The sequence below is a fragment of the Bacteroides sp. 11BF genome, assembly GCF_019633765.1.
Lineage (GTDB): Bacteria > Bacteroidota > Bacteroidia > Bacteroidales > Bacteroidaceae > Bacteroides > Bacteroides hominis.
In genome coordinates, this window is record NZ_JAFKPJ010000021.1 from 20,233 (window position 1) to 47,137 (window position 26,905).

Genomic DNA, 26,905 nt, shown 5'->3' on the forward strand with positions numbered 1-26,905 from the left:
AAAGTAGAAAAAAACGTTTTCTTTACCTTATAATATAGAGAGAATCTGATATTTTTTGCAAAAAAAGACCTTTTTTATAAGAATCTTTTAAAACTGGAAGCTCAGTCCTCCTACAAAATTGATTCCCTCAACCGGATAATACAAGTAGTACTGATATTTCTTATTCAGCAAATTGTCAGCCTTTACATATGCCGAGATTCCCTTGAAAATTTTATATGTAGCTCCCAAGCTCAGATTGCTGACGGCAGGAATACTTTTCCCGTAAGCTACGCTGTATCGTTCGGCTCTGCGGGTATATTGGTAGCCTGCGTTTAGCCAGAGTGCGGGTATCGGATGAACTTCTGCATGAATACCAAAATCAAACTCCGGTTTCATCAACAATGCTTCATCGTAGCTGGAAGCTCCCGAATCGGTTCCTTTGTTGTCCGTATCCCAGTGATAATAGGTTCCTCCTGCCGATAGGGCGAATAGGTCCTTGTATTCGTAGCTGGCTTTGATGCCTGCGTAAAAGTTATCCGTATTGGTTTGTCCCAAAGCGATATAATTTGCTCCGCTTCCACCAATCCATTGGTCTGCCGACTGGTACAAATCATCTTTCAGATTCTGGTATCCGCCGAATATATCGAACCAGAGGCCCGGTGTCGGACTGGCTTTGAATCCTAATCCGGCATTCAGTTGCTCATAAGTGTCTCTGACTTCCTGTCCCGGATCGAGGTATGGATTGTAAGTCTCCAATCGGCGGAAATCATTCAACTGTCTGCCTCCGGTTGCTTTGGCGTATAGTACGTAACTGTCGGAGAACACATATTGAGCTTTTACGTCCGGAGAGACACGTACTGCTTTTCCATTTCCGAAAGAGAGGTCTACGTTGGCTCCGACATGTACTCTCCAACTGTCATCATTCAATTCGTAGTAGGGATTCAGATCAAGCGTTGTACGGCTCTTGAAAATATTCTTTATCTGGTCTTTATTTTCTTTCAGTTCGTTCCCGTAGATCAGATTGTTCATCGCAAATCCGATAGCTACTGTCTGCTCGTCGCTGATTGAACCGCTTACGGTTGCCAAGGTGCGTATCAGCGTTTCGTTTACTCCTCCGAAGAGCTGACATTGTTGGCGTCCGTATAACATCAGGTTGGTCTCCGCCCGGTATTGCAGCGGTAGGGTCTCGTCAGTCGATTTCACTCCGAAGTGCACATCACCGGAAGTAAACTTCTGCTTCTTGAATCCGTAGGGTTCGTAATTGAAGTTGCTCAGGCCGAAATTACCGGCTACGTTCAAATCCAGTTTGGCAAATTGGTGAACATAATCTACGTTTGCCCTTGTGCGGTAATAGAAGGCATTCCATTTTCGGGTATCACCGAAAGGCATATCTAACTTTCCGTCCATTCCGTCCATCTTGAAGTTTACGTTCAGTTTGTCCTGATCCGAGAGCCGGAACAGGTAATTGGCCAAAATATCCAGATTGCCATAATTACCGTATCCCAGACGGACGTATCCCGGAATGAAGCCCGGTTGTATTTCCTTGCCGGTGTAAGCTCCTATTGTCCCCATCGGAATTGAAGTGGCGGGCGTAGTGAATGTAGCATATTCCACCTCTTTTTTACTGACAGTAGGCTCTTCTACTTTAGGGAGGACATTTACTTTGGAAGCATCCATTATGTCCGGGTTATATTGCTGCTCTACCACTACGGTGCGGTTTACAGTCGTATCTTTGGGTTGCGTCTGAGCCAGTATCGAAACAGGCAGCGCGGTAAAAGCAATTCCTAAAAGGATATAATTGTTATATTTCATACTCTGTTACTTATTAAGGTTGTTCAGTCTGCTTTCAATCATATTCTCGATATCATCGTCAGCATGGTAATTCTGTTGCAGGCTCAGTAAGTACTGGCGGGCATCCAGCTTTTTATCCATAGCTACGTATACATCCGACAGGAGGATGAACCCGCGTGCCAGCCAGTAGGCATGTGGTGTGCTTTGGTCGATGAAGTTCAGCAACTCTTTCTCTGCGGCTGCATAATTCTGCGTGTTGTACAGCTCTTGTGCAACCAGGAATTTTGCTTCCGCACCATACAGGTTGCGTGTATCTTTGGCCAACTCTTTTAAATCTGCCATGGCTGCCTTATCTCCTTTCTGGTTCAGGTAAGCCTTTGCCCGATAATACAAAGCTTCATTCTTGAGTTCAGGACTCAGTTTGGCTTCGGATAGCAAGGCCGTTGCCGCATGGATGGTTTCCGTATCGTCTTTCAGCAAATAAGCTGCACGGAGCATACCCGTTTCAGCAAGCAATCTTCGTTCGGCAGTGGTTGCTTTCTCTTTCAGCATTTTGTAACTTGCCAATGCATCGGCAAACTGCACTTTGTTGAACTGAACTTCCGCACGCATAATCAGTGCTTCTTCCGAGAACGGATTGTCCGGATATTCAAGCAACTTGCCCGAGTGTTCCAGAATCATATCATAATTTTTCTGTTCTTTACCTATCAGGCAGAGATAATAGTGGGCATTCAGTCCGAATGCTCCGTCCGGGAAAGTTTGCAGATACTTTCCGAAGCTTTCTTTAGCCTGTTCCACCCGTCCGCGCATATAAATCTTCTCAGCTGCCATGTAGGTCAGTGAATCCTGTTCGCTGGCATCGAAGCGGATGTTGCCCGGCATGGCCGAAGCCAGTGCGGCAAATTCGTCGATGCGGTTCATGTCTACATAGATCGACTTCAGGTCGCGCATGGCCAGGCGGGCTTCGTCGCTTCCCGGATATTTCTGTACTACCTGTTTATAAGCGTCAATGGCCTGGTTATAATCTTCATTCTGGTAGTAGAGCAAACCGATTTCCGCTGCTGCCTTGCGGCTGACTGGGCTTTCGGGATATTTGGCCAATAACTCCTTGAAAGAGGTGATGGCCTGTTGGTTATTATCCATCAGGACATAAGAACGTCCTTTTTCGTACAGAGCACTGATGGCATAGGGTGAAGCGGGATATTTACCTGCCAGGCGGTTCAGCCAGGTGATTTTGCCTGAATAGTCTTTTTGCAGTCCCGATACCAGTGCGAGTTGGTAGAATGAATAATCTCCCGAGGGAGTATTCATTGCTTCTGCCTGTGAATAATAGTGTTTGGCTTCATCGAAGTTACGTACATCCAGGTAGCAGTCACCGATGCGGTTGTAGGCATCGGCCAGTGCCGTTTTATTTTCTCCTTTCTCCAGGCTGATGTATTTTCGGAACCAGTTTTGTGCTTGTACATAATCTTTTTGATGAAATGCGATATAGCCTAAGTTATAATGTGCCAGGGCATACATTTCGTTATTGGTCTGTTGAGTCAGTTGCAGATAATCGGTGAAGTTACGTTTAGCTTCTTCCATCCGGTTCAGGCGATAGTATGCTTCGCCCCTCCAGTAGAGGGCGTCTGCTTTGGTCTGCCGGTTGTATTGTCCGAGTCCGAGTGAGCGGTCGAAGTAGCCGATGGACTGTTCGAATTGCGTGTTGGCAAATGCTTGTGTACCCAGTTGGAATAAAATACGCTGTTTGGCTTCCAGAATACGTTTGCCGGGGTGGGCGATACGGTCGATTGACTTCAGTGCCGCTTCATAGCTCCGCGTATTCATATATACCTCTACCAGATAGCTGCTTACCATCTCGGCATATTCGGAGGTGGGGAATTCATTGAGGAATTTTTCAAAGACAGTCACCGATTCTCCGAAAGCCGAATAAGATGTTTCGTGGATACATAACGCATAATTGTAGGCAGCTTGTTCTTTAATCTTCGGATTTGCGTTCGAAGCGGCAGCCTGTTCGAATGCCATGCGTGCTTTGTTCTTTTCAGCCAGATGCAGATAGGCAAGTCCCATATGCAAGTAAGCATTCTGTGTCAACGCGTCGTTTTCGGTAGTGACTTCTCCAAGTGTTTCGGCAGCTTTAGAGAAAACACCGGTCTGGAAATAAGACAGGCCCAGCATATAGAGTGCATCTCTTCGGGGTGCATTTTCTTTTTCCAGATAATTTCGGAAAGAAGTGACCGCCTTGTGATAATCTCCGAAATGATAATATGCATCTCCCAGAATCCGGTACATTTCAGCGGCGTGTTCGTTTTGCGGATAGGCAGACAGGTAATTCTGGGCCACGATCTGAGCCTTGTCATAGTTCTTCTTGATGGCATAGATTTCAGCAATGTAATAGGGTACCAGGGCTTTGTATTTAGCGTCATCCTGTAATGGGAGAAAGCCTTTCAGTGCTTCATCGTACCGTTTCTGCGTGTATCGGATGTATGAGATATAGTATGAGCAGTCATTCGCATACTTGGGACTGCTTGCTTTCAGGGTTTCGAACCAGATGGCCGCTTCTTTGACATTGCCTACTTTCAGGTAGCAGGTAGCCAACTGGTAGGTCATGTCGTCCCGTTCTTCATTGCCCAGCAGGTCGAGACGTGAAGAGTTGAACAGGGCAAGTGCTTCGTCATAGTTCCCCTGGTAAAAATAAGCGGAAGCTATCAGTGCATAAATCCGGTTGGCGTGAGGAGTGTCCGGATAGGTATCCAGATAGCTGCGCAGTTGTGCGATGGCATTGCGGTCTTTCAATTCATATGCCGAGCATACCAACATGTATTCAGCCTCTTCTTTCAGGTTCACATCCGCTTTCTGGCGGACGAATGTGCGTAGGGGAGGCATAGCGGCTGCATAGTTCTTTTGCAGAAACAGCTCTTTCCCTTCTTTATACAGATTTACGGGAGACGTTATTTTCTCGCTGGTTTGTGCCTGCAGAGCGACAGGCACACAACATGCCACGGCACATATCAATCGTGATATCTTTTTTTTCATAATTCAGAGTTTTGACAAAAGTACTTGTTTTTATGTATTTTACCTCTCTTTCAGGAATCTTTTTAACCCTTTTTTGATAGAGCCGAGTCCGAACTCTTCGGGATTAATTTGGTTCAATGGGACGAAAAACGAGTCTGCTACATCATCCATTGCCTCAAAGTGACTTGTGTTTTCCACTTGGCAAAGGAAAAACATGTCGAGCGTATGTACAGGAAACCCGGAATAGATATAAATGTTCGGAAGTGAAAACAGGTAGGTTGCCTTTTTCACTTTTAGTCCGGTTTCCTCTTCTACTTCCCGAGCCACTCCTTCTTCACCCGTTTCGTTCATGTCGATGAAACCGCCCGGAAGGTCCAGCGTGTCTTTAGCCGGTTCTTTGGCACGACGACATACCAGTAACTCGTCTTGCTCATTCAGAATCAGTGCCACTGTAGCCGATGACGGGTTGAAATAATAAACGAACCCGCAATCGGTACATTGTTTGGACTTCTCGTTGTGAATCTCAAAATGGGCTGAACCACATTTCGGACAGTATTTGAATTGGTTAAGTGGGTGTTCCATCCTTCTCATTGTTTTTGTACGGGCAAAAATAATGAAAAAGAAGCAGTTTCAGGTGATATGTCCGTCAGTATTACATGTGTTTTAATATAAGATGTTGATAATGAATGGAAAATGGCTGCTATAATGTCCGCTTCCTTTTTCTTTTTTTCTTTTTTCTTTATCTACCTTTGTCATTGATTTATTCATTAATACACAAACTATGAAATCACTTCATTTTCTTTTATTTTGCGGAGTACTTCTTTTGCATGCTTCTTGTTCGGGAATAAAAACATCTGATGAGAAATCTCTGGATGATTGTCCTTTGGTGGGCACTTGGAAACAGGTCGGTATTGACAGTATAATGGTGTTGGACGTCGGGCTAATAAAAGATACCATGCAGATACGGCTTAGTCAGCTGGTAGATGGCCTGGAGATTATCAAGCTTGAAACCCGGGATACGGCATTAGTCAAGCCCGGATATATGGTGGTCTCTGATCGGTACATGCTTCTGGGAAGTTATTTGATGCCCTATAAGTTATTTGATAAGAATGGGACTTTCCTGCATCAGATTGGCGGACTTGGGCAAGGTCCCGGTGAGTATACCAATATTTATGATGCTCAGATTGATGAAGTGAATAATCGGATTTATATGCTTCCGTGGACCTCGAATCAACTATTGGTTTTTGATTTGGATGGAAATTTACTTCCTCCGATACCTTTGCCTGCCAGAATTCCTAAGGGAGTGTTCCGGGTAGATACGAAAAAGAATCGATTGACTATGGGTATCTTACCTTTCCGGGATTTGGAAAATGAGCTTGTGCTTTGGCAACAAGATCTCAAAGGAAATGTGTTGCAGTCCATCAGTTCGACTCCTTATTATACTTATGATGATTACAGCAATGAAGTGAGCAGTAATCGGAATGCGGGTTCTTTTGACTTTTTCATCTTTAATTGGTCTGCCGTACAAGACTCTTTGTATCACTATGATGCGAAAGAAAATCGTTTGGTTCCTGTTTTTACCGCCAATTTCGGGACTCAGGATATTCCCAAGCATACATATACGGAGTTTCCCGGACATTATTGGGTCAACATCATAACAGAGGTGGTTAATGGGCAGGGTATGCCTCCAATGAATATCCTGATAGATAAATATAGCCTGAAAGGGACTTATTGTACATTGGTGATTGATGAACTTGGAGGTATTCCGGTCGAGTATCCGTACGATTGCTTTCAGGACGGACGTTTTCTGATGAATCTCGATCCGGGAGATTTGATTGATGAATTGGAAAAGGTTCTTGCCAAACCCGAACGTTTTTCTAAAGAAGAATCAGATCGACTTACAAAATTAAAGAATTCAATTTCCGTTGACGATAATAACTACATTCTGGTTGGTAAGCTTAAGTCAAAAGGAGAAGGTCTGATACTTTCTGCTATTCCGGTTCAGGAAGAACCGACACAAAAACAACAACCGGCAAAAGAAGAATTGATAAAGACTGCCGTTCAGCCCGGAGTAGCTTCAGAGGCGGATACAGTGTGGAGTGCATCTCCTTATTCAGCTGAACTTCCTGATGCGATTAATTATTTCCGTACTCATAATAAATATAAAGATTGGGACCCGAAAAAGGGTAAGCGTGTTCTTGTGCATGGCATCGCAGAAAAAGACGGAACAATTAGCGGTGTAGGCATCAGTTATGGATGGGATCTCGACCCTCAGAGCGGGGCTATGAAGAACAAGGGGAAGGGAACTTGTGGCCTGAAGGAATTGGATGAAGAAGCTTTAAGACTGATCCGGCAAGCTAAATTGTCACCCGGAATGTCAGATCAGGGGGTGTCGGTCAGAAGTAATTTCGTTGTTATAGTCGATTTTCCTCCTAAATGACGAGTTAGTTTCATTTTGTCAAATTTACAATTTGTTCGGTAAACTCTGTCTGTAACCGTATAAATCCGGATGGAAATTAATGCAGCGCATTTTTTGCGCTGCATTTGGCTTTTGTATTTGTCTATATCATAGACTTTCGCTGATTTGTATCAATTTGTGGTTGGTATGCCTTGCTTTATCTGTCCAATTGTCTTCTATGCTTGTTGTTTGCTTTCTATTGTCTATTTGAACTTCTTCTTCTTTTAGTATGCGACCGGCATTTTTTTTCCAAAATTTTATCAGTGATTTATCCTCCGTTTTAAGGAAGTTAACTTTCTGCTGACAAAGAATTAACTTTCTACCGGAGGTAAGTTAACTTACTCCTTCCATGAAGTTAACTTACCATATCCTGTTTGTTCATATCCTGTTTGCATGATTATGCTGTTTTTCCGGATTTATCCATTTTTGTTGTATACTTCTTCTTTTTTTATTCATTTTCCTTTCTGTTTCTCGTTTTCAATAGAAAAGTCCGGTTAGCAGAAATCTTGTAACTCCAATTTTTCGTCATAAAAATGATAGATTCTCTGACATTGTGTATTTCTCCGTATAAAGTTCTGCAACTGAATATGCTTTTCCCATTAACGAATTGTTCAATATTTGTCTGGTTATCAGTGGGGATTCTACGATATATTCGTATAAGTCTGATAAACATATCAATACATCTTCATTTTTTAGTGCGGAAGTTTGTTCCTTTCAAATATATTTCCTATTTTTGAAGAACCGATTCCGAACCTTATATTTAATAAACAGGCAGGATTATGAAAAAGTATATATGTCTTTTCTTGACGCTTTGGGGATTATTGCCGGGCTTTGCCCAACAGACCGACACTGTAGTACTGAATCTTTCGGAAGCCATTACCCATGAACCCAAGGTGATAATGCTTAGCGAAATAGCTTCCGATATTCACTTTATTTCTTTGGAAACAACGGATGACTTTTTCTTGTGCGATGAATATCGCATCATCTATACCGGAGATGATATTCTGGTATATGACCGGCAGATGAGAAATTATTTTCGTTTCGATAAGAACGGGAAGTTACTCAACCGGATTGGTGAGTATGGTCAAAAGACGGAGAATTATCTTGTGGGACTGTCGTTCTCTTATGATTATTCGGAGAAAAGAGTATATGTACATGATATAAGAATACTGGTCTGCTATGATCTGAATGGAAAATTTATAAAACGTATACCGGTTCCGCATCTCAATGGCGATGCCTGTGCGGTATTTGATAAAGGGCATATCCTTTATAGTGATAGCCGGTTTTACATAGATCGGGATAATCCGTTACAACTCTTTCTGACAGACGAAATCGGTAAGGAGTTAAAAGTGTGGCAAGGCTATGTTGAGAAATATAAGTCTTATAAAGCTCTGATGTCTACTCGCGATTTGATGTACAATTATCAGGGAGCTGTTTATTTTAAACCTGCATTTGAGAATCTTATTTATAGGATAGATGGACAGGGAGAAAAGACGGTTGCCTGGCAGTTTGATTGTTCAGGTTATGAGATCAATGTTTCTGTCAATGAAGCTGATCCAAAGAATCGTTATCAGGCTATTTCTGTTCAGCAAGTGTTTGAATCGGATCACTACTTATTCGTTTCCTATATTTTAAGGAATAACAATTTCACAGGTTTGTATGATAAAGATCAAAGGACGTTTTCGAATGTAATTGTAAAGGATGACTTATCCGGAGGTTTTGATTTTATCTTTTCCGGTATAGGTTTTGGTAATCAGTTGATAAACGCTCATGCTGTTTCCTATGCAAAAAAGGCAGAACGCTATCCGGAAGCTTTATTACCATCCCGCAGGCAAGAATTGGATTCATTGGTCAATCAATTACGTATGGGAGATAATCCGGTGATATCCATAACGACTTTAAAATAATAACGACTAAAACGAACGATATGATACAGAAAGACTTTTTTATCAGTGTGTTAACTTTAGGGCTGATCCTTTGCTTCACTGCTTGTGGAGAGAAAAAAATAGCCGTAAAGTCCGCGCTTGAGAGGGTGGAAGCTTTTGCTTTTGATGTAAATGACGATTATCTACAGAGCTACGCCGGTAGTTTTTGTTATTCCACATCAGCCCGTATTGATGGTAAACAGTGTTTAGTAGCTTATAATGGTAAACTTCACTCTGTTGATATTTTGAATCTGACCGATTGTCAGCCTTTGCGGCAAGTAATTTTGGCTAAGGAGGGGCCGGATCAGATCCTTACTCCCAAAGGGATTGGCTATTATAAGGATTCATTTATTATATTTACTACCAATGGTTTGTATCGCGTTGGTCAGGACGGGAAAGTATTGTCTAAGAAACTGCTGAATGATTTGTCTCAGGTTAAGGAAGATGGATATGGCATAGCCGTACCCGGTCTTTCTATTTATTTTAGTGTGTATAGTTTCTTTGGATTTGATGCCAGTAAGGGGGTAGTGGCATTACCTCTTTATTCTTATGAGAAAGATGCTACAGGAGAATATCCTAAGAAAGTATTGGTCATTTCGTGCGATGATTGGAGTATACGGAATGAAGTGGAAATAGATTGTCCTGATATCATAAAGAAGGAGGGAGACATGCAATTATTGAGTTGCATCAATGTACTTCCTCACGGAGACTGGCTGATTTATAATTTTCCGGCATCTTCCAAAGTTTATGTTTACGATTTGTCGGCAAAGAAGAGTAAAGAATATGATTTCCCTTCTACCTTTACAGATTCTTTTTTCCGTTTACCGGATATGAACGAAGAGGAACCCGGTTTCGGATGTCTGAAAACCGGTTATTATTTCCCATTGTGCTATGATGCGTACCATGACGTATTCTGGCGAGTTCAGCAGGGACCATTGGATGGGCATGGAGTAGCAGGCAAGCCTTTTTCTGTCATGTGTATATCTACTGACCTGATGAATAGTGCAGAATACGTGATTCCTGCCGGTTCAAAAATTTATCCGGATCTGGCTTTTACGGATTCATTGGTTTTATTGCCTTATACGGGAGGAGATAAGATAGGTGAAAACAATATGTGCTTCTATGGATTGAAGTATTAAGGCTTTCCATCTTCTCCTCTCATACGAAAAGTGCATTTCGATCTTCCATCTTCCACCTTTTTTGAGATTACCGATTGATTATCTGTAGTTTAATAGGGTGGAAGATACCGTTTTAAGGCCATTTATCTTCCACCTCTATCTTCCATCTTCCACCCTCTTTTTTAGGAGGGATATTCGTTTTAATGACTTGATATATAAATAGATAATGTTTGTTTTTTAACTGTTTAAGTCTTTAAAAGCATTTTGTATTCCTTGCTATCTTTAGTGGAAATGGTTGTTTCTTTATCTGAGTCCGGGTATGGGGGCTAATGGGCCCGGGTATGCGGGCTGATGAGCCCGGGTATGTAGGCTGATGAGCCTGGGTATGCGGGCTTAGGTAAAGATACCGTTTGTAATGTAAATGTTCTTATTAATAATGGTTTATGAAACGAATAAATTAGGTTTGCTTCCTTGTAAATGATTCGTTTGATACTTAATTGATTACAGCTTATTTATTGCGGTGTGTGCTTGATGTGGTTGATATTTAATTTGATATGTGCAGGTTCTTGTACTAAAATTTGTCTTGATGAAATGTAATTTTTATCTTTGAAAAATGAATTTCAAACCTTAAATATAGTAGATAAACAGAAGATGCGCAATTTAAGACTGATAGTAGTTTAAAATTTTGCATACATGAAATCTGATACTTCTTTTGAATCTTTTGCTCCTTTTATGCAGAACTATTTTTGCCTTATTGAGGGATATCGAGCAACTTTTGTCGTCATTTCAAGGAATGCTGTTATTACCTTAGGAAAGATTATGATATAACTGACGTATTAAAAATGAATTATGTATGAAAATATTATATGTTGTTTTTATTTGTGTTTTATGTTCCTGTGCGAAGGGGGATGAATTGGATAATAAGATAAATGTGTGTGCAGCAATGAATTCTTTGGGGAAAATATCGGCACAAACAATATCTTCTGATGTGAAATATGTAGTATTGGAAACAAATGATAGTACTCTTGTGGGGCAAATGCCCGATGTATGTGTTCTTGATCATTTTATACTTGTATCTTCTGTAAATCAATGTCTGAAGCTCTTTGATCGATTTACTGGTAAATTTATTCGAGATATAGGTCATGTCGGAGCAGACCCACATGGATATGCTAAAGACTCTTGGGGAAAAGTAAACTATTGGGTTGATTATGACCAAAACATAATATATATTTTAGGTTGGGCTAATGATTTAATATCTTATGACTTATCAGGAAATTATAAAGATAGAATTGGAATAGAGAATAATATCCGTTATAATTTGCAGCAAAGTTATTTATGCATTGGGCATGGCAAACTATGGGGGCACAATAAACTCTATACTTCCAATCAGACATCTCCCTTATTTTGTATAGACAAAGACTCTAACCATATTAAAGATATAACAGGTTTGCCGGTAGATTTACTTCCTATGGATGATTTGCAGTCTGTATCAGAGCTTTTAGGGGATTATGCATCTTATGGTGGTGATTTGACAATGGCTTCATTTACAAATGGTGGGAAGTATTACACAGCCATTAATAGTCCTTCTTTATGGCGGTTTGGAGACGATATTAGGTTAAAGCAAGCATTTAATGATACAATTTATACATTATCCGATAATGGAATTGAACCCTATTTAATTTTTGAACTGGGAGATTGGCATTGGCGATATCAAGACCGGTTAGAGGAAGATGGATGTGAAAAGAAAATGATGTTTGATTATATTTTGGAAAATGAGAAATACATTTATTTTCATTTTCATACAGGATTCTATACAAAAAGCAGGCAGGCTTTTTGTGGATTATATTATAAAGCTGATCATAAAGTTGTGTTGATGCATGGAGATAAACTTTTGGATACAGTTAGTAGTCAATCTTTCAGGATTAGAGGAGTGAGTTCTGATGGTTGCTTTGTAGCTCTTCTGCAACCTGATGAATTGTGTGATGAGGTAAAAAAGAAAACGGATTGTAAAGAAGAAGACAATCCCGTAGTGGTTATTCTGGAGTAATAAGCTGATTAATTATAGAATTTGAGGAATAGACATTCATCATCAGATATTGTTTATTGGGGGCAGTAATTTGAATGGAAAATTGATAATTCTTTGTGAGGATTTTAGTAGATAGAGACTGATATAGCACTGAGAAATGCATTTTAACCGACATGAACGATTTGCCATTGTCCGGGTATTTTATAATGGATTATGTGTATTGTGTTTATATACAGGTGTTTGTGGCCAGTTTTTTTGATTTATTTGTCCGGGTCTATAACTTGCGAATTTGTTTACCATGATTTAACTTTGAACCAAGGAGGGAGGTCTCTTTTGAGTTATATAATTTAAAACGGTTAGTCATGGATAAAATCGAGTTTGGAGAAGGTAAGATAACGTTTTCATATAAGAAATCGTATGGGGATTGTTTGTATCAGGATTTGATTGCCGTGGAATATGGCAAGCCTTATTGTATGATACAAATAGAAGGAAGAGGTAGTATTCTGTTTTTGATAAGTTTGCATGATGTTCTGGAAAAATTGCCTGCAAATTTTCTTCTGATAAATAGGGGAATAATAGTAAATATAGAACATGTTACAGATCTTGTATGTCTGGATGGAGTATATCATGTAAAGATGGATAATAATAAAATATATAGGATTAGCACTCGTAAAGTGGCTATACTCAAAAGGACCCTTATGGCAAAAAATGACACGATCCAAGTTTAGTCTTTAGAAGAATATATAGAAGAAAAATTCTAAAAAGTTTTATATACTACGAAAATGTAGTATATTGTAGCCGTGAAAGTATCATGTAGGGAGATACTCGTTTCTAATATGGGGTAAGTGGGATCCTTATGCACAAACAATAAATCTTAATTTGATTGTGGCTATGAAACACATGTTCTTATTATTGATCGGTGTATTTGTATTATTGGGATGCAGTTCCAATAAGAAGCAAGGACCTATATCCAAGTCAGGAATACCTGTCATTAATCTTTCTGAGGATGTATCGACTGTACCTTCACTTCTTTTGAGTGAGGTGGCGGAGAAATTGGAAATCGTTCTTTTGGAAATGACAGATCAATCTATGTTAGGTGAAATAAGACGAATACAAGTAACTGATCATAATATATGGATAGATCATGGACGCGAATTCTATATTTATCGTTTTTCCCGTTCAGGAAAATTTCTTAATAAAATAGGTAGCATCGGCCAGGGTCCGGGTGAATATACCACTTATTCAACTTTTCTTGTCGATGAAGATAAAAAAGAAGTGTATATTATAGCCAATACTAACGGTGTTTTAGCATACGATTTTGAAGGAAACTTTAAAAGAAAGATTGTTGATATTCAAATAATTTTGCAATTGTTTTCTTCTGTGTATGATCAATATATCTTGAATAATCAAAAATTCTTTGCTACTCAAAATTTCGGATTGTATAGGCCGATAGATAAAGATTTATTGTGGTCATTCGTTTCTTTGAGCGACGACTTTCAAAAAAAGAAATATTTTAAAAATCCGGCACATGTAGGTAAAGAAGAACTGATTATAGCCAACCGTGCCAATATGGACCGAATGGTTAATTATTGGAGGGAATATCTAACCAGTATGGATACTTATAATGCCCAATTGACCCTTAAATATCCGGATACTGATACTATTTATTGTTATGATGATGCGACAAACCAACTTTTGCCTCAATATGCAATCTTTACAGATGAAGAAAAAGGGGATTATGAAGCGACTCATTTATGGTTTAAAGACAGAAAGGCTTTCGATTATTTTTCGATCAAGTCCTACTATCCGACTAAAGCTTTCATTTATTTGGTGGGTAGTAAAGGCGAGGAGGTATATACCTATTGCTATAATAAAAAAGATGGAAGTGTTAGATTGCAGAAGCGACAAAGCGCAATAACCGAGCGTGATGTGCCCTGGTTTAGCTTTCCTTTGCGCCAAATGAAACGTGATTTTGTGTTAGATAATGATTTAGGTGGAGGTGATTTTACTGTTGACAGCCGTTCTTCCGGTAAATACTGGATAGATATATTAGAACCCGGTGGTGATGAAAACTGGATTGATATAGACCAAATAAAATCAACTACTGTAATAGATGAATCCAAGAAAAAGGAGCTAATCCGAGTTTTGGAAAGTGCGACTGAGGATAGCAATCCGATTTTGATGATTGCAACTTTAAAATAGAAGAATTATTATTGAGAAGTTAGGGTACTCGTATTCACCTTTTTATTCATTAAATAGGTAGTGTAAATGAAGCCGATTTTTTATTCATATTTTTGCTTAAATATAAATAGGTATGGATAAAGTTCGATTAGTTTTGTATTGGGGTATATTGGCGTATCTGATGGGTTGCTCTTCTCTCCATTCAGAGAAAATAGATTTATTAGTTTAGGTGCCATCTGATTGTCCGATTGTTGAGATGACAAGTGTTTTAGATAGAGAGGACTCTATCTCAGTGAAGGAATTGGTAGATAGCATTTCGTATGTCCAGTTGGATAATTTTGTGAAATTGCCGGTTCGTGCAAGTATACTTAGTACGGCGGTAACATAGTTTCACTTATCAATCAGATGGGAGCATGTTGGTTTGGAATAATGGGGGAACTGTCCCCCCCCTAACAGGGTGTATTTCTCTCATTTTAGCAGTTAAACCGTATTTGCGGGGGAATATCTAAAGACACAAAAAAGCCAACTGGTTTATTACGAGTTAGTTGGCTTTTTGTGGTTATTGGGGGATATCTCTAATTAATGTATAGTGTATTAAGTAACATATACTCTTTATTCTTCAAAAAAAAGAGTATATGTTTTTATTTAAAATTTTATGTGCCGATTGTTCGTATATTGTAGTTTATATAATTTTACTTATTTTATACGATTTTCTTCTCTAAATTGTTTCGGAGTCACTCCTTTCATTTGTTTGAATGTTGAACTAAAATATCGGGGGTAAGTGAAGCCTACTTCACTGGCAATTTCATTTATATTTAAATTTGTATTAATAAGCAGTGATATTGCTTCTTCAATTCGTAATCTATTTATATAGTCATTTACACCTAATCCTGTTATAATCTTTATCTTGCTGTATAATGAAGATCGACTTATTGTCATGGTGTCTGCTAATGTTTGGACGGAAAACTCCTCCTCAGATAGATGTTCATGTATAACTGCATTTATCTTTTTCATAAAATCCTCATCGGCTTTACTATTTGTTGAAGTTTGGAGGGAAATTGTCTGGTTCGTAGTAATGTATTGCCTGTGTATTTTTTCTCTATTTTGATAGATGTTTCCAATGACGGCCTTTAGAGAGTCTATATCAAACGGCTTGGGAATGTAAGCATCAGCTCCAGATTTATATCCAGTTGTTATTCCTGTATGGTCATAACGTGCTGTTAAGAGTATTACGGGGATATGGCTTATCTGGATGTCATTTTTTATTTGACGGCATAATTCAAAGCCGTTCATTTGGGGCATCATAACGTCACTGACAATGACAGATGGCTGTTTCTCTCTGCATATTTCTAACGCTGAGATAGCGTTGTCTGCTGCATAAACTTTCTTAAAAAACTCTGTTAAAGATTCTATTAGGTATTCCCTTAATTCCTTTTCATCCTCTACGATAAGTATAGTCTTTTCGGTGCAATCGAAATGTGAATCTTGTATTATGTCAGTAAGGGGAGATTCTTTTAGTTGTAGCCTTGTGGATTCTTCTTTTTCATTTGTATTAAGAAACGGCAACTCTATATAGAATGTAGCTCCTTTGTTGATGTTATTATGTGCCCCAATATTTCCTCCATGCATTTCCATGATTATTTTGGCATAATATAATCCGAATCCACTCCCTTTTTCCTTGTGATTGCCTTTATAAAATCGTGTGAAAAGATTTGCCATATCCGAATCTTGTATACCGGTTCCTTCATCTACAACTGATATTCTGAACTTGTCTTCAAATCTTTGTGTGCATACTGTTATACAACTATCAGCCATGCTGAATTTCAGTGCATTCATTAGCAAGTTTGATAGTACAGTATGGCACTTTTGTCTGTCAAACCATACCTCCTCTATATTGGGGTCTAGTTGCAATTTTATATATATTCCTTTTTCTTTTGCTTCATCAGCAAAATATTTGATAATGTCGGTTAGCCATTCATTTAATTTATTTCTTTGTATTTTCAATTTACTATAGCTTGCTTCTATGCTATTCCAGTCCAGCACCATGTCCACTATTTCCCTCATATGTTGCGCTTGATTGAATATCGATTGTAATTGTGGTATCAGATATTGAGGCAGGTCTTGTGACCTACTTTTTTCTATTAGGCGTTTTAGCGGAGAATAAATTAATGTCAAAGGAGTACGTAATTCATGGTTTATGTGGATAAGGAAATCTATCTTCTTTTCATTAAGATATTGCCTGTATTCTTTTAATCTTTTTTGTATTCTAATTTCTTTTCTTGTATTAAAAATAAACATTCCTGCAATGACTCCCCCTGCGATGCAAATGCAACATAATACAACAAACCAGTTCGTTTTATACCATGGTGGGGTGACATGGATATCTGTGAGATGGATGGGGGTGGTATAGTTTCCATCTTTTGTCATACATGCTACTTCAATGTGATATTTACCTGGAGCCAAATTGGACAGCTCCAGCATCGGATTATATGATTCAATACTCTTATAAACATCTCCGTTTATGATGTATCGGAATGGAACGCGCTGGAAAATATCTTTGTTTTTAATATATATACGTAGTACCAGTGTATTATATTTCCATGGAATCTTTATATTTTGGATATCTATCTCGGATGTTTGTGGCTGTCCGTTTAGTTCTATACTATATAGCTCTATTTCAGGGTATGGCTCATTAGGGTTCGGGATATTTGTGTTAATTCGGACCAATCCTTCTATGCCGCCGAAATAAAGATATCGGTTATTTTTTTCAGTCCGTTGTTGATAAGTAAATATTATTTCATTGGGATGGAATCCGTCGCTTCTGTTCCATTGAATAAACTTGTTTTCTTTTATACAATAGGAAAACAGATGGTTTTGTGCGCAAATCCATATCCTCTCTGAAGATAGGTCATAGTGGAGCGCAGTAATGTCACTGAATAGCTGTGACCCAATTTTAAAATATTTTCTTTCTTTTATGTTGTAATATCCCATTCCTGCTGTTGTTCCCACCCATATTTTATTTTTCCCGTCATAATCAACTGCAGTGATGACTTCTTTTTTGTCTATTTGGAAAAGAAGTTTGATACTGTCATTTTTGTTAGTAATCTGGAATACTTTGTTCCCACTCATTGTCAGAGATATCCTTTCATCAGAATATGCCATGACTGAGGTTGGCAGTTGATAATTCTTATCAGTTTTGATCGGAGAGAATTTTTTATTATTTATATCATATACCCATATATCCTTGCTTAGTATATATATTTTATCGTTTGTCACCCGATGGGCGCGTGGAATATATCCGTAAAAGCACTGCCTGAAATTAATACTGTCGTTTTTTATCAAAAACGGTCGATAAAGTCCCGTATGCTTTTCGAATAAAAAAAATCCCTTTGTGTAAACAGATACCATTAGTTCTTTTTCTGATACTGGGGCTATAGAAACCACCTTATCTCCATAAGTAGACGGGAAATGCTTGAAACTTCCTGACTGAGGATCATACAGGTTTATTCCACCCCCATCCGTACCAATCCACAGTTTTCCATTAGGCTCTTCGTAAAAACTCGTCACTGATTTCTCGCTCAATCCGTTAATATATCCTAAGGGGGAGTCCTTATAGGTACGTATATAACTTTCTTTGATGTTGAAAACTCCTCCTCTAACACTTCCAGCCCATAAAGATCCATTGTCATCCTCGTATAATATAGTAATAGAGTTTACAGGGAGTGAATTTTCATCTCCAGCAATATGGTAAAAATTAGAGAATTTTTCATTAGACAGTTTTAAACGATTGATTCCCCCTCCATCAGTGGCTAACCATAGATATCCTTTTTTTTCTATTATATCCAATACATAATTGTTTGTTAATCCAGAGTTTTCGCTTGTATACTGTTTTATAAGTTTTCCTGTTCTTTCATAACAAAATAGTCCTTCTCCCCAGAAGGATAAATATATACATCCATTTGAAGACAGACATGCCCCTTGCAAAATATTGTTTGAGCAAGAGAAAAAATGTCGTAGCTGCATAGTCTGGTGGTTTAATATGTATATCCCATCTCTTCTGGTGGCAATTAGTACCTCCTTTTCAGAAAAGGCTATAATTCTCTGTACTCTATATTTTGTAATATCATTGTCTGTATCCCCCTGTGGGTTGATACAAACAGATTTGGAAGAGCGCTTTTGATAGTCATATTTATATATTCGATTCTCGCTTCCAAAAAGTATTCCCCCTTTTACACATAAAGAGGAGTAAATTATATTCTGGTTAATGGGAATGAAAATCCCGTGTTTTTCATCATATGTCACCATACCTTGTCTGGTGGATATCCATATATTATTAAGAGAATCCTGGGTTAGATGTATAATGTCATTATTGGGTAAAGAATATCTGTCGTTGGAGAGCTTTTTGAATACTTTTAAATTTTGTCCAGTATAAAAGTTCAAACCATTTTTGGTTCCTATCCATAATTTCCCTTTTTTATCTAACAGTATGGATTGAACGGTGGACTGAGATAATCCTTCCGCAATGGAAATAGACGTAAACTGGTAGTTTATGTCATGACCTAAAATTGAGAATGTATTGATAAATGTCAATATTATAAATAGGGTAAATGTTCTGTGCATTTTTGCTTTTTGTGATATTTTAAGTTCGTTTTTTGTTTATAAACAGCATTTGAATAAGAAATGTTCATTAATTCTTTATGCTAAGTAAAAAAATATGATATTGGATAATGCATAATTCTTTCTACATGATTTTTCTCTCTCTGTACCTAATATTTATAGGAATCAACTATTGGGGATTAGTTTGCAAAAGAAGACGTATGTTTCTTTTATGTTGGATAAAGTTTCAGCCAAGATTCTGCTGTTAAAGTTGATGGCATAGTTTTCTTTATACACTACATGCTGTTTTACTGGGAATATGACTCATAAATAAAAGGAATGGGCGTGCGTTATGCTGATGACGACGGCTCGGCCGCTTTCAGCATTCTTGATGTATCAGCATCTTATTTAAGGATAATTTAAAACGTGTAGGTGGTATTAACTATGATATTTTTTGAGGATATCATTAGAGAGCGTTATTAAAGAATCGTAAACCTGATTGTTTTTTGTAGACTGTAGAATAATGCTGTTTTACTAATTGGTTGTTGGCGTATAGTATGGTTGGGCAAATAGGAGTGTTTTATTGCCTATTTCTGGTGTTGGTTAGTCCAGATATCTCATTGATGTTGTTTGGTGATACTGTGTTAATTAGCGGTAAGCTTAAGCTGAGAGTCCTTGATATCTACAAAATATCTCTTCAAAAGCAATATGTAGGGGATGGAATTAGTGTTAGATTTTTGTCGCTTCTGTATTGAAGCGTTTTTTTATGTTTTTGGATGTTATAGGAGTTTTTTTAAATGATTTCTGACTGTTTTTGGATTTATGCACATTTCCTTTGCATCCATAAATAATCCTAAATTAATATATATGATTTTATTTACTCTTTGTGATGTTTTGGGGGTGGATATTTGGATGTCTCTTGTTGATGGACGTTTTAAATATGAACTTAAAAAAGTATGAAAAATAATTTTATTTGTTTTTTTCTTCTGTGCTCCTTGGTGGATGGCCTTCGAACTGGGATGACGGTGATGTCCTGCTGCAAAAGTCTGATGAGAAAAATAACAAGTGACATGCTTTATAGAAAAAATAGAGTTTATAATCTTTTCAAAATATAATTATATGAGACGAATCTTATATTATTTGCTATTTATTGCGGGTGGAATTGCTACCCATGTATGTGCTGGAGAAAAAGTAAAAGTCGGATCGAGTACATTGGACAATGTCTTATTTGTAGACGGTTTTGACGGGAGTTCCGTCGTACCTGATACAGCGGTATGGAAACTCTGCACGTACGCCAACAATGCCTGGTCACAGCATTTCAAGGCTGTGGATGGGTATGAAAATGTAAAAGTGGAAAATGGTTATTTGAAGTTGAGAGCCTGTAAAGATAATGGGATTTATAAAAATGGTGGGGTGTTTTCCAAAATAGGTTTTCCCTGTGATACCCGTTTAGAGGTTAAGGCTAGATTAACAGGGTTGGTTCGTGGTGGATTTCCCGCAATCTGGCAAATGCCCATAGGAGCACCGGAATGGCCCAGAGGGGGAGAAATAGATCTTATGGAATGGGTTCAAGGCACTCCCATGCAGATCTATCAGACGGTACATACTTATTATATAAATGGAGAAAGCGGCTCTGCGGGGGTAACCAACAAGAATCCTGACAAAAATTTTGATGTGACTGAGGAGCATATATATGCAGTGGAGCGGACTGAAAAGGAACTTATATTCTATGTCGACGGTAAAGAGACCTGGAGATATGAGAACCAATATTTGGATAAGGAGAAATTACAGTATCCGTTTTGTGAGTACACTTTCAATATAATTCTGAACTTCTCGTTGGGAGGCGATTTGAACGGTAGGGTGACATGGCCGGGAGAAATTCACGATGAAGATTTGCCGGGAGAGATGTGGGTCGATTGGGTACGTGTTGTGTCGTTGAACAATAAAAAACAGTCCGATACGACCAATCAATAAATATCACTTGTCGCAAGGCGATATTAAAGCTGGTCAGTGGAAATAACATGTGTCATTACACCCATATTCGACACCAATATTGGCGCCACCGTTTGCAGATGATGAAAGGAATGGGGTTCAATATCGTGGTGGCTTATATCTTTTGGAATCTCCACGAGATTGAACCTGGAAAGTAGGATTTTCCGGAGATAAGAATCTGGTGGAATATATAAGGATCGCTGGAGAGGAAGGGAGGAGGGGCATTCTTCGTTCTGGATCTTATGTCTGTGCCGAGTGGGAGTTTGGTGGTTATCCGTGGTAGCTGCGGAAGATATCTGGTATGGAAATAAGGAGGGATAACACGGGATTTCTGAAACATACGAAAAGATATATCGGTCGTCTGTATCAAGAAATGGGCTACTTACTAATGTGCAAAAGTTACTCATTTGTGGTATTGATTAAATAAGGAAGTTATTTGTAATTACTTTTCATAGATGTGCGTATTGATAAGCATGAGGTCTGAATTGATAAGCTTTATCTTGTGTGATTGTTGGATATTTGTAGAAATAATAAATATTAGAATTATAATGCACGAAAATAATAAAGTTCATAAACTGACCGCTGCCAATAGTTGTCCGATAGCTCATAACCAGAACAGTCAAACAGTAGCCAGTGACACTGATTCATTCGGTGTAAGTATCGGTGTGCTGACAAGAGTACCTCCGTCATGTTGTACGATGATATCGGTGATTCTTACTCTGCTTAAATAAAGGCGACAGCCATATTTTGCTGTATAAATGGAAAGGTCTTTTTCATAACTTGTAATGCTTCCCTCACGGTATCTCGGAGGCGGGTAAACGACTTCATATAAAAGTAATGGCTTCGATTAATGACAAAGAAGTTAACCGTATGGAGAAGGAGTATGCAACGGATGTAAATTTCCTTATTGAGAGTTTTAATGTGTCAACCAAGGAGATATAATATAGGAGAATGTAATTTATGTATTGAAATTTTGTAATGCCTAAGAGTATTTTTTTAATTAATTAACTTATGAATGCACTTCAAAAAACAGCGGGGGCAATTCTGTCGCTTTCGCTTTTGTGTGGGATGCAGGTTTATGCGTTCCCTGATCCCTCTTCTTCGGGGGGACAAATTGTACAACAGAATGATATCTGCCATGGGGTTGTCAAGGATTCCAATGGTGAAAGTATTATCGGAGCATCCGTGTTGGCTAAAGGAACAACTAACGGTGTTATTACGGGGCTCGATGGTGATTTTTCCTTGAAGAATGTAAAAAAGGGGGATACCATTGTTATTTCTTATGTAGGTTATCAGGCCAAGGAGATTTCTTGGACAGGGGGATCTTTGAATGTTGTTCTGAAGGAAGATACTGAAATATTGGATGAAGTGGTTGTAATTGGTTATGGTGTGGTAAGAAAAGCGGATATGGCAGGTTCCGTTGCCGTACTGGATAATAAGAATTTTAAAGATCAGCCGATAACTCAGGTTGCAGATGCTCTTCAGGGGCGTGTCAGTGGTGTTCATGTAGAGAACAGTGGTGTCCCTGGCGGAAGTGTGAAGATTCGTGTCCGCGGTGCGAACTCTATCAGTAAAAGCAATGATCCTTTGTATGTGGTCGATGGAATTGTCCGGGAAAGTGGTTTGGATGGTATCAATCCTGAGGATATCCGTTCCATGCAGGTTCTCAAGGATGCTTCATCTACGGCCATATATGGTTCCAGAGGTTCGAACGGGGTTGTTCTGATCACCACTAAAAGTGGTAAGGCTGGTGTGCGAGAAATTATGTTTGATGCATCAGTGGGCATTTCCAATGTTTATAAGAAATATGACATTTTGGGATCTTACGATTATGCTCTGGCATTGAAGGAGGTCAAGGGTATCGATTTTTCGGATGAGGAAATGCAATCCTATAAGAATGGTTCAGCCGGTATCGACTGGCAGGATGAGGTATTTCGGACCGGGATTACCCAAAATTATAAATTGGCTGTATCCAATGGTAGTGAGAAGACCCAATATTATATTTCTGCCAATTATATGAGTCAGGAAGGTGTGGTCATTGAGTCGAAGAACGAACGTTATCAGGCTAAGGTAAACATCTCCTCACAACTTGCAGACAGGTTGCATATTACGGCCGATGTCAATGCTTCCCATGGTATTCGTCATGGTGGTTCTTTTGCATCAAGCAAGGACAATCCGATATGGATTGCTTTGAATTATTCGCCGACAATGGCAATGATGGCCGAAAATGGGAACTATAATACCGATACTTATAATTCCATAGCTTCCAACCCGGTTGGTATCCTAAAGTTACAATCGGGAGAAACAATGACTAACGTTTTCAACGGACGTTTGGATTTACGTTTCGATGTAATGAAAGGGTTAACATTCACAACAACCAATGGAGTGGACTATTATGACGAGAAAAACTATAGTTTCAGTTCTAAAAGGGTAGGTACCAAGAGTGGAATGGGTAATAATGATATTTACCGCCTGATGTTGCAAAGCTCTAACAATCTGACATATACAGGTTCCTGGAACGACCACCATTTAACAGCTACGGCCGTATATGAAGTGACCTCGTCCGAAACCAGGACTATTGGTATAACGGGTAATAACCTGCTGACCGAAGGTGTGGGCTGGTGGAATGTGAGTATGGCTTCCTCTCGTGATGCAAACAACGGTTACAACCAATGGGCGCTGATGTCTGGAGTCGTCCGCGTCATATATAATTACAGAGATCGGTATATGTTGACTGGCACATTCCGTGCTGACGGCTCCTCTCGCTTCGCCAAGAAGAAATGGGGGTGCTTCCCTTCTATTGCCGCAGCTTGGACGTTGAGCAATGAGGATTTTATGAAGAACGTTTCTACGGTTCAGGATATTAAACTTCGCGCAAGCTATGGTATTGTGGGTAGTCAAGCCATCAGTCCTTATGCGACTATGGGGCTTATGAGTGCTACTGCATACAATTTCGGGACAACCAGTAATTTTACCGGTTATTGGGCAAATGAAATAGCGACTCCGGACCTTACGTGGGAGAAGACCAAACAGTTCGACCTAGGGGTGGAGTTTTCTTTGTTTGACAGAAGATTGAATTTCAGTGTGGACTATTTCTACAAGCGCACTACTGATGCGTTACTCAAAAGAAGTATCCCCGGATATGTCGGCGGTAACTCTTTCTGGGTGAATGACGGTGAGATCAGTAATCGTGGTATTGATTTGAGCGTGACCGCCCGAATCATACAGAATGATCAATTCCAATGGTCCTCCACCTTGAATGGCACTTATTTGAAGAACCGTGTAGAACGTCTTTCCGGCGGTGAGAATGATTTTATTAACGGATCCAGTCCGGCTTCCGGTATGGTCGATTATGCTACTATCATCAAGCCGGGTGAGGCTATTGGCACTTTCTGGGGTTATGAATGGACCGGTTTGGATGAAAAAGGACATGATACTTACAAGGATGTAGATGACAATAAGACGATAGATGGTGGAGACCGCAAAGCTATCGGTAAGGCTACTCCTGATTTTACTTTGGGATGGAATAATTCTTTGTCTTACAAAAATTGGGATCTGAACTTGTTTTTTAACAGTTCTTTCGGAGCCAAACGTTTGAATCTTGTAAGATACACAATGGCGTCTGCTGAAGGAAACTCCCGCTTCGTGACCTTGGCAGATGCTTATTTGAAGGGGTTTGACAAGGTAGGTTTGTCAGCAATTTATCCGAGTCTGACCGCAGGTGGCAATAATTTGCAGCCTGTCTCAACCAAATGGTTGGAGAACGCAGATTTTCTACGTCTGGAAAATATAAGCCTTTCATATACCTTCCCCAAGAAGGCAACGGGCTTTGCTGATTTGCGGCTTACTTTTAGTTGTCAAAATCTATTTACGATAACTGGGTATAAAGGAATGGATCCTGCCGGTACCACATTCTCAAACAATAGTGTTGATGTGGATGCAGGTATTGATATGGGTGCCTATCCGTCCCCGAGAACATTCACTTTCGGTCTCCGGATGAATTTTTAAATCTAAAAATGAAATACTTTATGAATATTAGAATAATTGTAGGCAGCATGCTTACCTTATCATTGTTATTATCATCATGTAGTGATTTTTTAACAGAGAATCCCAGAGGTACACTGACTTCTAAAAATTTTTTTTCAACACAGGATGAGTTGAACATGAGTGTATATGCCCTTTATCAGAAGGTTAATGCTTCTCAGGTATATACGAATATGCAATTACCTCAGTGGCAGGGGGATGATATAACAACTAACCCGGGGAGTAACAAGCAGCCGGCCGCTGAAATGGATAAATTTGCAGCAGTAAATAATAATAAGGGAGTGAAAGATGCATGGAACATGCACTACGCTATTGTAAAGGCTGCTAATTTAATCATACAAGGGGCATCGAAAACACCTACCACTCAGGATGAAATAAATATTGCTTTGGGACAAGCGAAGTATTGGAGGGCATATGCCTATTTTACTCTTGTACGTCTTTGGGGACCATTGCCGATGAATCTGGACAATGTCAATGACGATTATACCAAGCCTCTGACACCAGTGGAAGAAGTATATAGACAAATTATACAGGACCTGACCGAAGCCGAGGCCATATTGCCTACAGTGTATAGTGCAGCTCCTCGCTTTATGAATGGTGTAAACGTGTATGTAACCCGACAAGCTGTAAAGTCAACTTTGGCAGCAGTATATATGGCTATGGCCGGTTGGCCCATGAATAAAACGGAATACTATGCAAAGGCTGCTGAAAAGGCAAAGGAGGTCATTGATGGGGTGAACAAAGGTGAATATGAGTACAAGCTCGATAAGGATTACAAAGATGTGTATGCCATGAGTAATAATTATAACTTGGAAACAGTACTCGGTATAAACTATTCTCCATTCGTGGATTGGACCCAGGATTCGGAACTCACCTCCTGTAACCAGTTTGAATCGCTGGGTGGCTGGGGAGACGCTTGGGGGGAAATTCGTTTCTGGAAGGAGTTTCCTGACGGTCCGAGAAAAGATGCGACCTATGATCCCAAGATTCGTCTGAAAGACGGAACCTTGGTTGACTGGTGGGAGTTAAAGGAGGACGGTACCCCCGTCGTTCCGGAACACCACCCAATGTTCAGTATATTCTCCGTAAACTGGGATCCTGCGTCAAAGGTGAATACTGATGCCCCGTATGATTATACAAAGCCGGCCAGTCAGAACATGTGCAATGATCATCGGCATAGAATCATTCGTTATTCGGAGGTTTTGTTGTGGTATGCGGAAGCCAAGGCCAGGACGGGTCAGACAGATGAGTTGGCATTTAAGTGTCTGAATGATGTCCGTGGGCGTGCCGGACTGGGAGCACTGAATGGACTTTCTGCTGATGAACTTGCCGAAGCAGCTTATAAGGAACATGGCTGGGAGGTGGCAGGTTACTGGGTGGCTCTCGTCACACGTCGTGCGGATCAGTTCCGTATGAATAAGCTGAAGGACACTTTTGAGGAAAGAGTGGCTAACGAGTACGTAGAAGTCGGTAATGGCGTTAAGGTGAAAGAATCAGTGGAATATCCGAATAAAGTGTGGAATAATAACCTAATGTATCTTCCATATCCCGATACTGATTCTCAAAAGAATCCGAATCTGACAAGATAATTTCTTTATTTTTAGTTAAGAGGATGCCCGTCAATCAGTTCAGTGATTGACGGGTACTTCTCACTGATTTTTTTTATGTGTATTTTTTATACTTATATTGTAAATTATAATACTAATTAGACAATGAAATAGATATTCGTTATATAAATGACTGATAATTAGAGAAATAATATTGAACTCCAATAAGAGGA

14 protein-coding genes and 1 pseudogene are annotated in these 26,905 nt (G+C 39.3%); 11 read left to right on the top strand and 4 right to left on the bottom strand.

Annotated elements, in window-relative coordinates; genetic code table 11:
- Positions 1 to 87 precede the first annotated feature (87 nt).
- From JZY04_RS18160 to JZY04_RS18170, 3 genes are read right to left on the bottom strand one after another with little or no spacing between them, the layout of a single operon-like run.
- A complete protein-coding gene (locus tag JZY04_RS18160) occupies positions 88 to 1,791 on the bottom strand; it encodes a TonB-dependent receptor (RefSeq protein ID WP_122142298.1) in 1,704 nt (567 codons plus the stop codon).
- A 6-nt stretch (positions 1,792 to 1,797) separates the two neighbouring features.
- The gene (locus tag JZY04_RS18165) at positions 1,798 to 4,806 is read right to left on the bottom strand and encodes a tetratricopeptide repeat protein (protein WP_032530941.1); all 3,009 of its coding nucleotides are present in this window, start codon (positions 4,804 to 4,806) and stop codon (positions 1,798 to 1,800) included.
- A gap of 39 nt (positions 4,807 to 4,845) precedes the next feature.
- The gene (locus JZY04_RS18170) at positions 4,846 to 5,367 is read right to left on the bottom strand and encodes an NUDIX domain-containing protein (RefSeq protein WP_005822363.1); all 522 of its coding nucleotides are present in this window, start codon (positions 5,365 to 5,367) and stop codon (positions 4,846 to 4,848) included.
- A 199-nt stretch (positions 5,368 to 5,566) separates the two neighbouring features.
- Between JZY04_RS18170 and JZY04_RS18175 the strand changes: the two genes are divergently transcribed.
- The 6 genes from JZY04_RS18175 to JZY04_RS18200 all read left to right on the top strand — a co-directional run bounded on the left by JZY04_RS18175 (position 5,567) and on the right by JZY04_RS18200 (position 14,514).
- A complete protein-coding gene (locus tag JZY04_RS18175; RefSeq protein WP_122142297.1) occupies positions 5,567 to 7,225 on the top strand; it encodes a 6-bladed beta-propeller in 1,659 nt (552 codons plus the stop codon).
- A gap of 797 nt (positions 7,226 to 8,022) precedes the next feature.
- The gene (locus JZY04_RS18180) at positions 8,023 to 9,150 is read left to right on the top strand and encodes a 6-bladed beta-propeller (protein ID WP_122142295.1); all 1,128 of its coding nucleotides are present in this window, start codon (positions 8,023 to 8,025) and stop codon (positions 9,148 to 9,150) included.
- A 20-nt stretch (positions 9,151 to 9,170) separates the two neighbouring features.
- Complete coding sequence (locus JZY04_RS18185; RefSeq protein ID WP_122142294.1) at positions 9,171 to 10,307, top strand: DUF4221 family protein; 1,137 nt, start codon at positions 9,171 to 9,173, stop codon at positions 10,305 to 10,307.
- Positions 10,308 to 11,139: 832 nt separating this feature from the next.
- Positions 11,140 to 12,333, top strand: coding sequence for a 6-bladed beta-propeller (locus JZY04_RS18190; RefSeq protein ID WP_122142293.1), 1,194 nt, complete (start codon positions 11,140 to 11,142; stop codon positions 12,331 to 12,333).
- Positions 12,334 to 12,674: 341 nt separating this feature from the next.
- Positions 12,675 to 13,040, top strand: coding sequence for a LytTR family DNA-binding domain-containing protein (locus JZY04_RS18195; protein WP_022011222.1), 366 nt, complete (start codon positions 12,675 to 12,677; stop codon positions 13,038 to 13,040).
- A 163-nt stretch (positions 13,041 to 13,203) separates the two neighbouring features.
- On the top strand, positions 13,204 to 14,514 hold the full coding sequence (locus JZY04_RS18200) for a 6-bladed beta-propeller (RefSeq protein WP_220577440.1): 1,311 nt from the start codon (positions 13,204 to 13,206) through the stop codon (positions 14,512 to 14,514).
- 675 nt (positions 14,515 to 15,189) lie between these two features.
- Here JZY04_RS18200 and JZY04_RS18205 read toward each other — a convergent pair.
- On the bottom strand, positions 15,190 to 19,113 hold the full coding sequence (locus tag JZY04_RS18205) for a two-component regulator propeller domain-containing protein (RefSeq protein ID WP_122142291.1): 3,924 nt from the start codon (positions 19,111 to 19,113) through the stop codon (positions 15,190 to 15,192).
- A 1,095-nt stretch (positions 19,114 to 20,208) separates the two neighbouring features.
- On the opposite strand from JZY04_RS18205, the gene JZY04_RS18210 reads away from it, so the two are divergent.
- From JZY04_RS18210 to JZY04_RS18230, 5 genes and pseudogenes are all read left to right on the top strand, one after another.
- Positions 20,209 to 21,063 (top strand): glycoside hydrolase family 16 protein, encoded by an 855-nt coding sequence (locus JZY04_RS18210; RefSeq protein ID WP_122142289.1) that lies wholly within the window; start codon positions 20,209 to 20,211, stop codon positions 21,061 to 21,063.
- Between the two features lie 23 nt (positions 21,064 to 21,086).
- Positions 21,087 to 21,499 (top strand): annotated as a pseudogene (locus JZY04_RS18215) (beta-galactosidase); the annotation flags it as partial.
- Positions 21,500 to 21,629: 130 nt separating this feature from the next.
- Complete coding sequence (locus tag JZY04_RS18220; RefSeq protein ID WP_005781856.1) at positions 21,630 to 21,812, top strand: hypothetical protein; 183 nt, start codon at positions 21,630 to 21,632, stop codon at positions 21,810 to 21,812.
- A gap of 280 nt (positions 21,813 to 22,092) precedes the next feature.
- Complete coding sequence (locus tag JZY04_RS18225; RefSeq protein ID WP_122142288.1) at positions 22,093 to 25,089, top strand: TonB-dependent receptor; 2,997 nt, start codon at positions 22,093 to 22,095, stop codon at positions 25,087 to 25,089.
- A gap of 20 nt (positions 25,090 to 25,109) precedes the next feature.
- Entirely contained in the window at positions 25,110 to 26,714 is a 1,605-nt protein-coding gene (locus JZY04_RS18230) for a RagB/SusD family nutrient uptake outer membrane protein (protein WP_122142287.1), read from the top strand.
- The last annotated feature ends 191 nt before the right edge of the window (positions 26,715 to 26,905 follow it).